A 13,644-nucleotide genomic window follows, 5' to 3' on the forward strand; every position below is an offset into this window, starting at 1 on the left:
ACTACGACGTCGGCCCGGGCGGGAACCGCCCGAGGACCCAGGCCGCGTCGAGCAAGCGCAGCCGGTAGTCGCGTCCGTTGACGAGCGCGAAGTCGCCGCGGCGGGGATCCATGGGCAGCCGCGACTCCGCCGGGAACCAGCGGTTGTGCCGCTCGATCAGGTCGTTCACCTCGTGGAAGCTCCACGTCTCGGCCACCGCCCGCCAGGCGGCGTCGAAGCCGTCCGCGGGAGCCTCCAGCACGAGCCGTTCTCGCTCGGCCACGAGCGCACGCTCGTGGGCCGCCGTCAGGCTCTCGATCTCGCGCAGCCTGACCATGTAGGGAAGGGGCCCGCCGAGGGAGGTGAGGTAGCCGTCCGCCGCGGGGCGGAAGTTGCGGAGCCGCAGCGGAAGCTGCTTCCCGCGCAGCGGGCTGGAGCGAAGGTCCTCGTCGACCCCGGCGAGCTGCCGCCGCTCACGCGCGGTCTGGACCCGCGCAACGTCCTCGCGGAGCAGTGCCTCCCGCTCGTCCTGCCTCACGTCTCCAGTACAGCAGAGGGGCCGCCGCCGACGCGGCGTCGCACGCCCGCCAGCGCCAGCCCGCCGAGCACCGCCGCGATCACGCCGATGCACGCGAACATCGTCCACGTGGCGTCGTCGCCGAAGCTGTTGCGCACCTGGAGGCCGATCAACGGCGAGAGGGCGAAGCCGATCGCGGGCGCACTGCCGAACGCACCCATGTACGCACCACGGATGTCGGCAGGGGCGAGCGACGCCACGACTGCCTGCGACGTCGGCACCCAGAGCATCTCCCCGATCACGAAGACGACGACGACCGTCACGAGCACCGGAACCGCGTGCGACTTGACGAGGAGCAGGTACGGAAGCCCCATCACGAGCAGCGCGACGACGAGCTTCGGCGCGGCCGGAACCGGCGCCGTGAGCCGCGTCAGCCGCAGCTGGAACAGCGTCACGAGGAGCGGGTTGATCCATACGAGGAAGCCCCAGGCGGCCGGCTCGTAGCCGAAGCCGTCGACGATCGAGACGGGCAGGACGACCTCGTACGCGACGTAGACGAGCCACGCGAAGACCGCGGACCCGAGGAACAGAAGGAACGGCCGGTCTCTCACGATCACGCCCAGCGAGCCGCGCTCGGGGGGCCCTTCCGGCGAGAACGCGCCGCGGTGAGGCAGGTACCGGACTGCGATCAACCAGGCGACTGCCGAGAGCACGGCGACCGTAGGGAAGAGGGCCGGCCACGAGCCGATCAGGAGCACGAGGCCTCCGATCGGGGGACCGGCGACGACGCCGAGGTTTGCCGCCACGCGCACCGACGCGTAGGCCGCCTCCCGCCGCTCGGGAGCGACCAGGTCGGCGACCATCGCCTGCGCGACGGAACCGCCGAGCGCCCCGACCACGCCGGCCAGGCTCAGCGCCGCAAGGCCCGCCCACTTCGAGCCCGAGAGCACGAGGAGCAGCACCGGGTAGCCGATCATGGCCCCCTGTCCGATCAGGAGCACCCGGCGCCGGCCGATGCGGTCGGAGAGGTAGCCGCCGGCAAATCCGACGACACCGGAGAGCAGCGCGCCGACGAGGAAGGCATACGGCAGCTCTCTCTTGGCACCGAGCTCCTCGACCGCCCAGATCGCCATGAAGCTCCAGAGCGTCGACCCCGCCGCCATCGAGGCGAGCGTCACGCCCAGCACGGGGCGCAGCGCAGGGTCGACGTCGTCGCCCCAGATCAACCGAGCGAGGCGTCGCAGCGCCCTCATCGGCGCCACGGTACAGGTGCCGCTATAGGCCTACGAGGCGGGCGAGCCAGCCGGGCCGGGGAGGCTCGGCCGCCTCCTCCTCGACCGCCGGTGAGGACGGCCTGGAGCCAGAACGAGCGACCGCGTCGGCGACTCCCTGGGCGTCAGCCGTCACGCCGTCCTCGTCCCCGGCGCCGGCTGCGTTCGGCGGCGGCGCCTCCGGCTCCGCGCCGGTCTCCTCGTGCGGGACGAGCGTCGCCGGCACGCCACGCTCCCGCAGTCGCTGGAAGTCCCCGCGGAGCGCGGCGGACATCTCCTCCTTGTGGCTCTGCTCCTTCACCCGCCGGGCGGATTCCCCGCGGCTGCGTCGACTCCTTCCTCGGAGCGGCCCGGCCCCAGCCAGCGCCACGCGGCCATGGTCGCCAGGCCGATGATCAGCGTCGGGAGTATCGTGAACGCCCGGTACAGGAGCACTGCGGCGACGACCCCGGCGTTCGGGCCGCCGAAGCCGACGAGAATCCCGGTCAGCCCCAGCTCGACCGGCCCGACGCCCCCCGGGGTCAACGGGATCAGCTGGAGCGCGCGGGCGAGGGACCAGCCGGCGAACGCCTCGACCCACGTGACCTGGCTGGACTCGACCCCGACGGCGCGCAGCGAGACGATGAGCACGAGGAACACTGCGAGGTTCCCGACGATCGCCGCCAGCGTCAGCACGTGCCACCGGCGCCTGATGAGATCGACGGTCGCGCGCCGGAAATGGACGAGCCGCTCGGGCCAGCCCAGGAGCGGCCCCCGCGTGAAGACCCGCCGCACCCGGTTGACGACGCTCTGGACGAGCTCTCCCACGCCCCGGGCGAGGCCGTCGCTCCAGAGCACGAGCGCCAGGAGCCCGACGGCGGCGGCGAAGACGATCGCGCCGATCACGGCGACCGTCGTCAGCAGGGCGTCGCGCTGCTCCTCGATCGAGAGCAGCAGCACGGCGACGACGGGCAGCAGGAGGTTGGCGAGCTGGTTCCAGATGCCGGTGAGCGTCACGGCGCGCGCCACCGCGCGCGAGTCGAAGCCCCAGGCGCGCAGCAGGCCGTAGGACCCTGCCATCCCGACGATGCCGCCGCCCGGAGCGACATACGTGAGCGCGGTCGAGGCCTGGGTGAACGGCAGCGCCTGTCGGAGGCGGAGCCCGGGCAGGGCGATCATCCACGGGGGGGCAAACGTGACGATGTTGAGGGCGACGGCGCCGACGAGTGCGAGCAGCCAGGTGCGGTCGAGCTGCGAGACGAGCTCCCAGACCTCCCCGTAGTCCGCGATCCGCGGCAGGACGACCGCGAACGTGACGACCACGACGACGAGGGCGAGTGCCCCGAGAGCGATCTGGCGGCGCCGGGCGCTCACCGCGGCACCCTACCCCTGCTCAGTCGAGGAAGGACGATGCGCCGCGGAGCACGGAGAGGAGCAGCCCCAGCGGTAGGCGCTCCGCCGCGAAGCGGAGTGCGCCTGCGGTCGTCGAGCCGATCAGCCCCTGGCTCTCGCCTTCGGTGACCGCGCGGACGAGACCCGCGCGAAGCGCATCCTCCAGCTCGTCCCGCGAGCGGCCCTTTCGGTCGGCAAGCGCGTCCAGCTCGTCGACGCTCCGCAGAGCGAGCACGAGCTCCTCGCGCGAGACGCCGAGCTCGCAGGCCGTGGCGTCGGAAGCGGCGAGCAGGACGAGCTCCAGCCGCTCGCCCGTGCCGTTCGTGTCGCGCGGCGGGCGGGGCGCGCAGGGGTCGGCGACCGGGCTCGGCTCGTAGGACGTCCCGCCGAGAGCGACGTACGCCCCGACGAGGGAGATGGCCACCACCGCCGCCGCGACCACGGGCGCCGCCCTCACACGCTCACCTCTCGGCGCGAGATGGCGATCGGGACGAGCGCGGCGAGCGCGAGGAACGCGGCGAGCAGGAACGGGCGCGAGAACGCGGCGGTGACGGCGCGGTCGAGCTCGGAGACGAGGCGCTCCTCGAGACTCCGATACTCCGGGACGTCCGGGCGGTCGACGAACGCCTCCCGTACGTCCGGAACCTCGCGATCCGCGCCGCGGACGATGGCGAGGACGTCCTGCGCGACCGCGAGCTTCTCGAGCGGCGGGATGCGGCTGTCGAGCACAGCGGCTGCTCCCGCGCGGAGCGCACGATCCTCGTTGCGGTCGAGCGCGCTGGTGAACACCGGCGTGAGGAGCAACAGCCCGACGACGACGCCCGCGTGCCTGGCTGCGATCGTCCAGCCGCCGTGGACCGCCTGCGGGGAGCGGCCGTGCAGCGCACGCTCGGTGAGTGCGGAGAGGGCGAGCCCGAGGCCGGCGCCGACCAGCACCTGCGGCAGCACGGTCCATCCCCAGTTCGAGCCCGGCAGCACGCCGAGCGCGGCGAGCCCCCCGGCGACGAGGATCACACCGGCGGCAGCACGGACGACGGTGCTCCCGACGCGATCCGCGAACGCCGCGGTGGCGATCGCCGCCACCGGCATCACCGTGACGACCACACCTGCGACGGCGGGCGGCATGCGCCAGCCGTCGACGAGCAGGAGCACGAGCAGGAAGAGCGCGGCCGTGAGCGCTCCCGAGAGGAGCAGCAGCGCGGCATTCGCCGGCAGGCTCGGCCGTCCCGCCGACTCGACGAGCGGCCTGACGTGGAGGCGCACGACGCCGAGGAGGGTCACGAGCGCCAGCGGCGCCTGCACGAGGAAGATCGACTCCCAGCCGAGCGTCTCGGTGAGGATCCCGCCCGCCGCCGGCCCGAGCGCAGCTCCCAGCACCCCGGCCGAGGCCCACGTGCGCACGGCGCGGGCGTCGGAGCCTTCGATCGCGGTCAGCAGGTCGAGCGCGGCGCAGACCAGCAGCGCCCCACCGACCGCCTGGATGCAACGTGCGCCCACGAGCACTCCGAACGACGGCGCGAGCCCGCAGGCGAGCGACGCGGCCGCGAACACGAGCGTCCCCACCACGAAGGCCGCCACGGGACGCCGGCGCGCCGCGTACGCGGCGGGCACGGCCGCGAGCGCCAGCCCGAGGTTGTACGACGTGAGCACCCAGGCCACCTGCGGGATCTCGACATCGAACTGCCGCAGGATGTCGGGGAGGGCGAGCGTGACGACCGAGGAGTCCGCGAGCGCGAGCCCGATCCCCAGCCCGACCAGGCCCCTCCGACGGCTGGAGATCATCGGGCAACTCTAAGCGAGCGACGACTCCGCGCTCCCTCCCCGGCGCCCCACTCGAGAACGCGGCCAGCTACGATCGCGCCGTGCCGTTCTGGGCCTGGATCCCGCTCGTCCTGCTGCTCGTGCTGGCCGTGCTGCTCGGCGTTTTCGTCCTGCTCGGGCGGATCCAGAACGGCAAGTACCTCCGACCGGTCATCACGTTCCTCTCGAAGGTGCCGCTCTTCAAGCGCTGGTTCCAGAAGGCATCGATCGCGGCCCTCGAGCGCGAGAACCCGGAGCTCGCCGGGGCCATGAAGAAGATGCAGGCGTTCGGCGAGCCCAAGAGCCCCGAGCAGGCTCAGCGGATGCTCAATCTGCTGACGCCGTCCGAGCGGCGCGCGTACATGGAGGCGGTCGGGCAGGAGCAGCAGCTGCCCGAGGCGACGAACCGGCAGCTGAGGCGACGCATGGAGCACGGCGGAGCCGGCATGCCCGTCAGGACGAAGCCGGTCTCGGACCGCCCGGGCGCGGCCGGTCGCAAGACCGGCAAGAGCGCCAAGAAGAAGCGCTAGCCCCGAGCTTTCGCCTCGCGGCTACCTCGGAGCCTCGACCGGCAGGCGTGGATTCACGCGAGGGATGCGCCGACCTCGCGCGTGAGGTCGACGAGAGCGCGCACGTCGTCGTCGGTCGTGCGGTAGTTGACGACGCACGGCCGCAGGCAGACCTTGCCGTCGACACGCGCCGGCGCGACCCAGACGTCCCCGTTCGCCTGCAACGCCTCGACGAGCAGCGCATTGTGCTCGTCGAGGTCCTCGACGTCCGCGGGGACATGCCGGAACGGGACGATCGAGAGCGGCGGCTCGCCGCAGAGGTGCTCGAGGTCGTCGTGCCGCGCCACCTCGGCGTAGAGGAGGCGGGCCTGGCCGAGATTGCGCTCGATCGCCGCGCGGATCGCCTCCGCCCCGTGCGCGCGAAAGGCGAGCCATACCTTGAGGGCGCGAAACGGCCGCGAGTACTCGAGCGTGATGTCGACCATGTGGTGCTCGGGCCGTTCGTGCGGGATGTAGTCCTCCTCGTGCGCCAGCGCCCCGTGGAGGTCGTCGTGCCGGCGGACGAGCACCACGCCGCACGCCTTGGGCAGGAAGAGCCACTTGTGCGCGTCGAGCGTGACCGAGTCTGCGCGTTCGACGCCGGCGAAGAGGTGGCCCGCGGACGGCGTGGACGCCGCTGCGACCCCGTACGCGCCGTCGACGTGCAGCCAGACGCCGCGCGCCTCGCAGACGTCCGCGAGGGCGTCGATCGGGTCGACGGCACCGGTGAGCGTCGTCCCGGCGGTCGCGACGACGGCGACGGGCGCGACGCCCGCCGCCCTGTCGGCGTCGACCGCCTCGGCGACCGCCTGCGGCCGGAGGCGGCGCCGACCGTCGACCGGGAGCGAGCGAACCTGCTCCGATCCCAGGCCGAGCAGCTCCGCGGAGCGGACGACCGAGTAGTGAGCCTCCTGTGAGCAGTAGAGCGCTCCGGGAGTGGCCGTCATCCCGGCGCGCCGCGAACCGGGTAGCGCCCGCTCGCGCGCGGCCGCGAAGGCCGTGACGTTGGAGATCGTCCCGCCGCTCGTGAACGCGCCCGCCTCGGCCGGATAGCCGATGAACTCGCTGACCCAGCGCACCGCCTGGTCCTCGACCTCGGAGGCGGCGCCCGCCCAGACCGCCAGGTTCACGTCGAAGCACGACGCGAGGAGGTCTCCCAGGACGCCGATCTCGAGCCCGGACGAGCCGACGAAGGCGAAGAAGCGCGGGCGTGGCTGGGCGATCGAGACGTCGAGGAGCTGGGCGGCATCGTCGAGCGCCTGGAGCACGCTCGAGCCCTGCCCGGGAAGGGCCGCACGGAGCAGCTCGTGGAGCCTCTCGTCGATCACCGGCTGCCCCGGCCGCGCGCGGTCGAAGCTCTGCCAGGCGCCCCTGACGATCGCGGACGCACGCTCCAGCGCCTCCTCGCGCGTCGCGTCGAGGCGGAGCGACGGGAGCTCGAAGGCGGTGCTCATCCCGGCGAATTAGTACCCGAGCAGGGCGCGGGCCTCGCGCTGGCCGCGACACGTCTCACACGTTCTCGATCAGCCGGGTCATGCGTCCCAGCGGACGTGGAGGTGCCGGGGCGCGCGGAACTCCCAGCCGTCGAACACGGGCGGTCGGTCGGGATCGAGTCGCAGCCCCGGGAGGCGGTCGAGCAGCCGGCCGAGCGCGATCCGCATCTGCACCCGCGAGAAGTGATGGCCGGAGCAGAAGTGCGACCCGAACCCGAACGCCGCATGGCTCCGCCTCGGGCGGAACAGGTTGAACTCGCCCGCGGTCGGCCCCCACACCTCCTCGTCGCGGTTCGCCGAGGAGACGAGGAGGCCGAGATTGGCGCCTGCCGGGACGGTCGTGCCGCCGAGCTCGGCGTCGACGAGGGCGCGGCGCGTCTGGGTGCCGATCGGCGAGACCCAGCGCAGGCCCTCCTCGACGGCATCCCGCACGAGCGTGAGGTCGTCGACCACTGCCCTCACCTGCCTCGACTCCAGCAGCCCGACGAGCGTCGAGCCCGCGGCATGGCCGGGCTCCTGCATCCCACCCAGGAGAATCACCTTCAGCGTCGGCAGGATCGTGGCGACCCGTTCCTCGAGCGTGCCCCCGGCGAGCGCCAGCATCGTCGCGATCGTCGAGCCGTCCGGGTCGGCGTACAGGCGCTCGAACACCGGCGCGAGCTCCTCGTCGATCTCCGCCGCGGTGGCGTCTGCGACGTCCCACTTCGCCGGGTCGTCCTCGAAGTTGGTCGCGCCCTCCGCGAGCCCGTGAAACCAACCGCGCAGCGTGTCGCCGTCGAGATGGCCGAGCCCCAGGACACGGCCCAGCCCGAGCACCGAGACGGGCTCGAAGTACTCGCTCATGAGCTCGGCCTCCCCCTTGGCCTCGATCGCGGCGAGCAGCTCGTCGGCGAGCGGCTCGATCAGATCCGGCGTCGCCGCCTCCACGACACGCGGGCGGAGCGACGGATCGAGCATCGAGCGGAGGCGCTTCTGCGGCTCGCCGTCCACGAGGAGGATGCTCTCGCCGCCCATCGTCCGCTCGAGCGGCGAGGGGTCGACGCGCGAGCAGAAGACGTCGGGCCGGGTCGCCGCCTCCTCGACGTCCGCCCAGCGCGTCACGAACCAGAGCCGGACGGCCGGGACGAGGCAGACCGGCGCCTCTGCGCGCAGCCGCGCATAGACCGGGTACGGGTCCCTGTCGAGCTCCTCGACCGTCACCGAGGCCGCATACGCGTCGATCGCGCTCATGCAGTCGTCCCGTCGAGGATCTGGAGCGTCTTCAGGTCGGAGTAGAAGTCGAGCGCGTAATCACCGCCCTCGCGCCCGATCCCGGAGATGCCCATCCCGCCGAACGGGGCGGTGAGGTCCCGGACGAGGAAGGTGTTGACCCAGAGCGTCCCCGCCCGGACGGCGCGCCCGACGCGCTCCGCACGTTCCTCCGAGCCGGTGTAGAGGATCCCGGAGAGGCCGTAGCGCGTCGAGTTGGCAAGCGCGACGGCCTCGTCCTCGTCGGCGAACGTCTGGAACGTGAGCACCGGGCCGAACACCTCCCGCTGGACGATCTCCGAGTCGTTCGACCTCGGCACCACGAGCGTCGGCTCGTAGAACAGGGGGCCGACGTCCTCGCGTCTCCGGCCGCCGCGCACGATCTGGTCGCCGTGCGCACGCGCGCGCTCGACGAACCCCTCGACGCGCGCGAGGTGGTCGGGGTGGATGAGCGGAGTGACGGTGGTGGCGTCGTCGCGCGGGTCGCCGAGCACGTGCTCGTCGGTGAAGCGGTGGAACAGCTCGAGGAAGGACTCGTGGACGCTCTCCTCGACCAGGAGCCGCGTGCCGGCGAGGCAGACCTGGCCCGCGTCGTCGTACTGCCCGGCAGCCTTGCGCGCAGCTGCCTCGAGGTCGGCGTCGGCGAAGACGAGCAGCGGCCCCTTTCCGCCGAGCTCCCCCGTGAACGGGACGATGTTGCGCGCTGCGGCGGTGCCGATGTGCACCGCCGTCTCCGGCGATCCGGTGAACGAGATCCGGCGGACGCCCGGGTGGGCGGTGAGCGCGGCCCCGGCCTCCTCACCGATGCCCTGGACGACGTTGAACACGCCCGGCGGGAACCCGGACTCCTGGACGAGATCGCAGAGGAGCGAGCAGGAGAGGGGCGACCACTCGGCGGGCTTGAGCACCACGGTGCAGCCGGCGGCGAGCGCGGGGGCCGTCTTCCAGGTCGAGAGCATGAACGGCGCGTTCCAGGGGGTGATCACGACGGCCGGGCCGCTCGGCATGCGGATCACGCGGTTCAGCGTTCCGTTGGACTCCCACACGCGCTCCTCGTGGGCGACGGCGAGGTCGGCGTAGGCGCGGAAGTTGCGCGCTCCGCGCGCGATCACCCGCGCACGGAGCGAACGGAGCAGCATCGCCATGTCCGCGCTCTCGACGGCGGCGAGGCGCTCGACGTTCGCGTCGATCAGGTCGGCGAGGCGGTGCAGGTGGGCGGCGCGGCCGGCAGGCCCGAGCGCAGCCCAGCCGGGGAACGCCTCGGTCGCCGCGGCAACCGCGAGCTCCGCCTCGCGCTCCCCGCCCCGGGCGACCTCCGCCAACGGCCGCGCGTCCATCGGCGACAGGTCGACGAACGTCGCCTCGCCGCCGACGCGATCGCCCCCGATGAAGTGCTCGGTGGAGACCTCGACGCCGGCGATCGTGGCGCTGTTCACGCCGGTCTCATGCGCGCAGCTCCCGCACCGTCTCGAGGTCGTCGACGGTGTAGGCGAAGGTGAAGCGGTAGCCGCGGCCGATGCGGACCGGCGCGAGCGCGTCGACCTCCTCGTGCGCGGCGCCGAAGAGCTCGAGCGTCGCCGACCCCTCCCACACGTCGGACACCGCGCGGTCGCGCGAGACGGCGCGCACGAGCTCGTGCACCGCGGGATCGTCGTGGTGCCCCGCGGCGAGCCGCGGGAAGTGGCGAACGTTGACGATCGGCGGCGCGTTGTGGAACGGTCCTCCCGTCGAGACGTGCTCCAGCGTCACCGTCGCCTGGGCGACGCGCCGCTCGTAGGCGGCGCAGGTCACGCCGAACCCTGCCCCCGGCGCCATCCCCGGGTCGGCCGGCCCGCCCAGCCCGAAGCTGCGCGTGACCCAGATCGAGCCGAGCTTCTTGGGGAACCCCTGGATCCAGCCGCGCGCCAGCGCGAAGTCGCGGTCGACCCAGATGTACGAGCAGACCGTGACCTCCTCCCCGTCGAGCAGGCCGTTGACGACGACGAACACCTCCTTGTACTGCGACCGCGAGGGGTCGAGGAGCTCTTCGCCGGATTCCGAGCACGACTGCCAGTCGGCGGCCACGAACGCGCAGCGGCCGGGATCCGGGTGCGGCTCGATGCCGTCGGGGAGGAACGCGACCGCCTTCTCCGGGTCGGCCCAGTAGTCGATCACGAGGAACGCGCCCACGTAGTGCCACGGCGGGTACGGGACGAGCGACGAGCTCCCCTCGGGGGTGAGCGGGAGGCTGTAGCCCCTGGGCGTCATGCGGGCTCCCCGGGGGGCGGCAGGGGCCGCCCTCGCGTCTCCCAGCTCTCGCGCTCGAAGTCGATCGCGACCTGGTCGAAGCGGAAGTACGAGCGCGGCGGCAGCGGGCCCCACGTGTTGGACGAGTAGCGGTCGTCGGGATACGTGCGCGGCACGTGGTCGTCGGCAAGCTGCTCCATGTCGCAGTACAGCTCCACGTGGCACGGCTCCTCGGTGATGCGGACGTACGTCGCGATGTTCCCGGCGATGCCGTGGCGCGTCGGCCCCCACGAGACCCAGCGACCGTGACGCGCGAGGTGGTCGAGCATGTCGCGCATCTTCCCGATGTCCACCACCTCGAACGCCAGGTGGTGGAAGTGCTCGTACCCGACGTCGACGAGCGCCATCACATGGTGGTCGGAATTGACGTGGAACCAGAGGCCTGCCTCGCCGAGCCGGTCGGAGAGGCGCATCCCGAGCACCTCGGTATAGAAGCGGTGCCCCGCCTCGAGGTCGCCCGTCAGGCAGTTGACGTGCCCCAGCCGCCTGGGGCCGCCGAGGCGGACGGTCGAGGAGGGGCGGGCGTGCTGCGGCCGGCGGTCGAGCTCGGCTGCGGGCTCCCGGTGGGGCATCAGCTGGACCGTCCGTCCGTCGGGGTCCTCGACGTAGAGGCACCCCTCGGACTCCCGCCAGGGAGCGGCTCCAGACTCGAGGTGACTGCGGGCATCGTCCAGGGAGCACCCCCGGTGGAGCTCGAACGCGTAGTGGTCGAGCCCCGGCTCGTCACCCCGGATCAGCTCGAGCGAGTACGGCTCGTCGTTGCAGGAGAGGTACGCGCGCCCGGCTTCGCGCCCACCGGGCCTCTCGACGAGGCCGAGCTGGATGCACCACCGCGCGGCCGCCTCGTCCAGGTCGCGGACGCGGAGCCCGACGTGGTCGATCCGGCCGAGGCGGATCACGGAGCGACGCGGCCCTCCGCGACCCTACGCTCGGCCTCGTCCTCGGGGATCGCCAGGGCGACGTGGAGAGTCTGCGCCGACACCTGGAGCTGCTCGCCCGGGCCGGCGAGATCGACGTCCCACTCCTCGACGGTGTTCGTCAGCCGCCCGAGGCCGGAGATCTCGACCTCGACGACGTCTCCGGGCTTCATCGGCCGCGAGTTCGCAGGCGTCCCCGTGAGGATCACGTCCCCGGGCTCCAGCGTGATCACGCGGGAGAGGTCGGCGAGCTGATACGCGACGCCGAACATCAGGTCGCCGGCGGTCGCCTCCTGCACGATGTCCCCGTTGAGGTACGTCCGCAGCGTGTAGTCGGTCGGTTCGAACTCGGCGGCGGGCACCAGCTCCGGGCCGAGCGGGAGGAAGCCGTCCTGACCCTTGACGCGCAGCATCGCACCGCGGTCGGCGTGCCGGAAGTCGTGCATGCCGATGTCGTTGGCACAGGCGTAGCCCGCAACGTGGGACAACGCGTCGTCCAGCGAGACGCCCTTCATCCGTCGCCCGACGACGACGGCGAGCTCACCCTCGTAGTTGAGGAACCGCGCGTCCTTCGCCATCCGAACCGGCCGCCGGTGGCCGTTGAGCGCGCTCGGCGGCTTGACGAAGTACGACGGCTGCGGCGGCATCCTCGCCGCGTACTCCTCGACACGCGAGCGATACGTCAGATGGACGGCGAAGATCTTCGTCGGCTCCACCGGTGCGAGGTAGAGCGCCTTCGACTCCCGCAGCTCGGTCCCGTCGTCGAGCACGATCGTCTCGCCGTCCCGCCGGCCCCAGCGAGGCTCTCCGTCGAGCTCGACCCGCACGCGGCGCCGCGACGGGTCAAAGGTGGGACGCATACTCCTCGACCTCCCACTCGGACACGACCTCGAGGTCGAGAGCGCCGACGGCCTCGGTGAACCGCTCGACCTCGAAACGCTTCATCGCGACGAACGTCGAGACGAGCTCGCTCCCGAGCTGCTCGACGAGCCACGTGTCGGCCTCGAGCGCGTCGAGCGCCGCTCCGAGGTCCGCCGGGAGCTTCGTGCCTGCGTGCGCGTCGTCCATCCGGTAGGCGTCGCCGACGACGGGCTCGGGCGGCTCGAGCTCGCGCTCGATCCCGTCGAGCCCTGCGAGGAGGAGCGCCGCCGTGATCAGGTGCGCGTTCGCCGAGCCGTCGCCCGTCCGCACCTCGACGCGTGTGCGCGAGCCCCGCTCGTTCGGCACGCGGCAGAACGCGGTGCGGTTGTCGTGGCCCCAGTTGGCGTGCGTCGGGGCGAGGCTGTCGGGGAGGATCCGCTTGTACGCGTTGACGGTGGGCCCGAGCAGCGCCTGCAGCCCCTGCGCGTGCCGGATGATGCCGCCGATGAACCGCAGGGCGAGCGGGGCGACCTGCGCCTCGTCCGACGCGAAGGCGTTGCGGCCGTCGGTATCGGCGAGCGAGAGATGGAGATGGAAGCCGGAGCCGCCCTGGTCGGTGAACGGCCGTCCCATGAACGTCGCGACCAGGCCCTCCATCGCCGCGATCTCCTTCACCGCCGCCTTGAGCATGAAGGCCCTGTCGGCGGCGTCGAGCGCCCCGGAGTGCTTCACGTTGATCTCGTACTGCGAGTTCATGAACTCGTGGTTCCCGGCGTACGCCTTCAGCCCCAGCTCGTCCGCCCAGAGCAGCATCTTCAGGTTGATCTGGCGCGGGTCGGAGATCGCGCCCACGGTGTAGACCCGCGAGAGCTGGTCGACGTAGCGCCTGATCCCGCCGGGCGCGGTCGGATCGCGCTCGCACAGGAACCACTCGAGCTCCGGCCCGACGACCGGCAGGAGACCGTGGGTGGCGTAGCGGTCGACCACGCGCGCGAGGAGCGCCCGCGGGCACGACGGCCAGTGGTCCGAGCCGTCGAGCCGCCACGCCTCGCCGAGGCACCACGCGACCTCGGGCTGCCAGGGGACGACCCGCAGGGTGTCGAGGTCGGGGCGGATCGCGAAGTCGACGTAGCCTTCCTCGCCGCCGACGACGGGCGTGTGCCGCAGGTCCGTGCCCATCACGGCCGCGCAGAACGCGACTCCCTCCTCTTGCAGCTCGACGAAGTGGCCGATCGGGATGTCCTTGCCGCGCGCGATGCCGTGCAGGTCGGTGTAGAGGAGCCGCACCGCCTTGACGCCCTGGCCCCGCAGCGAGGCGACTGCGGCCTCGGGATCGTGACCGTGAGTGCTCAC

General features: G+C 72.4%; 14 protein-coding genes. 1 reads left to right on the top strand and 13 read right to left on the bottom strand.

Translation table 11 applies throughout. The annotated features are described in order from the left end of the window. Position 1: 1 nt before the first annotated feature. From VFO26_RS16255 to VFO26_RS16280, 6 genes are read right to left on the bottom strand one after another with little or no spacing between them, the layout of a single operon-like run. Entirely contained in the window at positions 2–517 is a 516-nt protein-coding gene (locus tag VFO26_RS16255; protein ID WP_325116119.1) for a hypothetical protein, read from the bottom strand. Then, on the bottom strand, positions 514–1,749 hold the full coding sequence (locus VFO26_RS16260) for an MFS transporter (protein ID WP_325116120.1): 1,236 nt from the start codon (positions 1,747–1,749) through the stop codon (positions 514–516). Before VFO26_RS16260 ends, VFO26_RS16255 begins: the two co-directional genes overlap by 4 nt. Positions 1,750–1,771: 22 nt before the next feature. After that, positions 1,772–2,068 (bottom strand): hypothetical protein, encoded by a 297-nt coding sequence (locus tag VFO26_RS16265; protein ID WP_325116121.1) that lies wholly within the window; start codon positions 2,066–2,068, stop codon positions 1,772–1,774. Then, positions 2,065–3,120, bottom strand: coding sequence for a lysylphosphatidylglycerol synthase transmembrane domain-containing protein (locus VFO26_RS16270; protein ID WP_325116122.1), 1,056 nt, complete (start codon positions 3,118–3,120; stop codon positions 2,065–2,067). The genes VFO26_RS16265 and VFO26_RS16270 overlap by 4 nt, the downstream gene beginning before the upstream one ends. A gap of 19 nt (positions 3,121–3,139) precedes the next feature. After that, positions 3,140–3,595 (bottom strand): hypothetical protein, encoded by a 456-nt coding sequence (locus VFO26_RS16275; protein WP_325116123.1) that lies wholly within the window; start codon positions 3,593–3,595, stop codon positions 3,140–3,142. After that, entirely contained in the window at positions 3,592–4,920 is a 1,329-nt protein-coding gene (locus VFO26_RS16280; protein WP_325116124.1) for an MFS transporter, read from the bottom strand. Before VFO26_RS16280 ends, VFO26_RS16275 begins: the two co-directional genes overlap by 4 nt. 80 nt (positions 4,921–5,000) lie before the next feature. Here VFO26_RS16280 and VFO26_RS16285 point away from each other — a divergent pair, with 80 nt between their 5' ends. Next, on the top strand, positions 5,001–5,468 hold the full coding sequence (locus VFO26_RS16285) for a hypothetical protein (RefSeq protein ID WP_325116125.1): 468 nt from the start codon (positions 5,001–5,003) through the stop codon (positions 5,466–5,468). A 53-nt stretch (positions 5,469–5,521) separates the two neighbouring features. On the opposite strand, the gene VFO26_RS16290 is transcribed toward VFO26_RS16285, so the two are convergent. From VFO26_RS16290 to VFO26_RS16320, 7 genes are all read right to left on the bottom strand, one after another. Next, on the bottom strand, positions 5,522–6,940 hold the full coding sequence (locus VFO26_RS16290; protein WP_325116126.1) for a pyridoxal phosphate-dependent decarboxylase family protein: 1,419 nt from the start codon (positions 6,938–6,940) through the stop codon (positions 5,522–5,524). A 78-nt stretch (positions 6,941–7,018) separates the two neighbouring features. Further along, positions 7,019–8,209, bottom strand: coding sequence for a cytochrome P450 (locus VFO26_RS16295; protein WP_325116127.1), 1,191 nt, complete (start codon positions 8,207–8,209; stop codon positions 7,019–7,021). After that, complete coding sequence (locus tag VFO26_RS16300) at positions 8,206–9,663, bottom strand: aldehyde dehydrogenase (RefSeq protein ID WP_325116128.1); 1,458 nt, start codon at positions 9,661–9,663, stop codon at positions 8,206–8,208. The genes VFO26_RS16295 and VFO26_RS16300 overlap by 4 nt, the downstream gene beginning before the upstream one ends. A gap of 7 nt (positions 9,664–9,670) precedes the next feature. Further along, entirely contained in the window at positions 9,671–10,474 is an 804-nt protein-coding gene (locus VFO26_RS16305) for an acetoacetate decarboxylase family protein (protein ID WP_325116129.1), read from the bottom strand. Beyond that, positions 10,471–11,412, bottom strand: coding sequence for a VOC family protein (locus VFO26_RS16310; protein WP_325116130.1), 942 nt, complete (start codon positions 11,410–11,412; stop codon positions 10,471–10,473). The genes VFO26_RS16305 and VFO26_RS16310 overlap by 4 nt, the downstream gene beginning before the upstream one ends. After that, complete coding sequence (locus VFO26_RS16315; RefSeq protein ID WP_325116131.1) at positions 11,409–12,290, bottom strand: fumarylacetoacetate hydrolase family protein; 882 nt, start codon at positions 12,288–12,290, stop codon at positions 11,409–11,411. The genes VFO26_RS16310 and VFO26_RS16315 overlap by 4 nt, the downstream gene beginning before the upstream one ends. Beyond that, on the bottom strand, positions 12,274–13,644 hold the full coding sequence (locus tag VFO26_RS16320) for a glutamine synthetase family protein (RefSeq protein WP_325116132.1): 1,371 nt from the start codon (positions 13,642–13,644) through the stop codon (positions 12,274–12,276). The genes VFO26_RS16315 and VFO26_RS16320 overlap by 17 nt, the downstream gene beginning before the upstream one ends.

The organism is Gaiella sp., assembly GCF_035710885.1.
In the GTDB taxonomy this organism is placed as follows: Bacteria; Actinomycetota; Thermoleophilia; order Gaiellales; family Gaiellaceae; genus Gaiella.

What these genes read in the sequence shown, in the direction of transcription:
- VFO26_RS16315 (WP_325116131.1), bottom strand. Translation starts at nt 12,290, where the DNA reads ATGCGTCCCACCTTTGACCCGTCGCGGCGCCGCGTGCGGGTCGAGCTC.
- VFO26_RS16260 (WP_325116120.1), bottom strand. Translation starts at nt 1,749, where the DNA reads ATGAGGGCGCTGCGACGCCTCGCTCGGTTGATCTGGGGCGACGACGTC.
- VFO26_RS16305 (WP_325116129.1), bottom strand. Translation starts at nt 10,474, where the DNA reads ATGACGCCCAGGGGCTACAGCCTCCCGCTCACCCCCGAGGGGAGCTCG.
- VFO26_RS16290 (WP_325116126.1), bottom strand. Translation starts at nt 6,940, where the DNA reads ATGAGCACCGCCTTCGAGCTCCCGTCGCTCCGCCTCGACGCGACGCGC.
- VFO26_RS16295 (WP_325116127.1), bottom strand. Translation starts at nt 8,209, where the DNA reads ATGAGCGCGATCGACGCGTATGCGGCCTCGGTGACGGTCGAGGAGCTC.
- VFO26_RS16280 (WP_325116124.1), bottom strand. Translation starts at nt 4,920, where the DNA reads ATGATCTCCAGCCGTCGGAGGGGCCTGGTCGGGCTGGGGATCGGGCTC.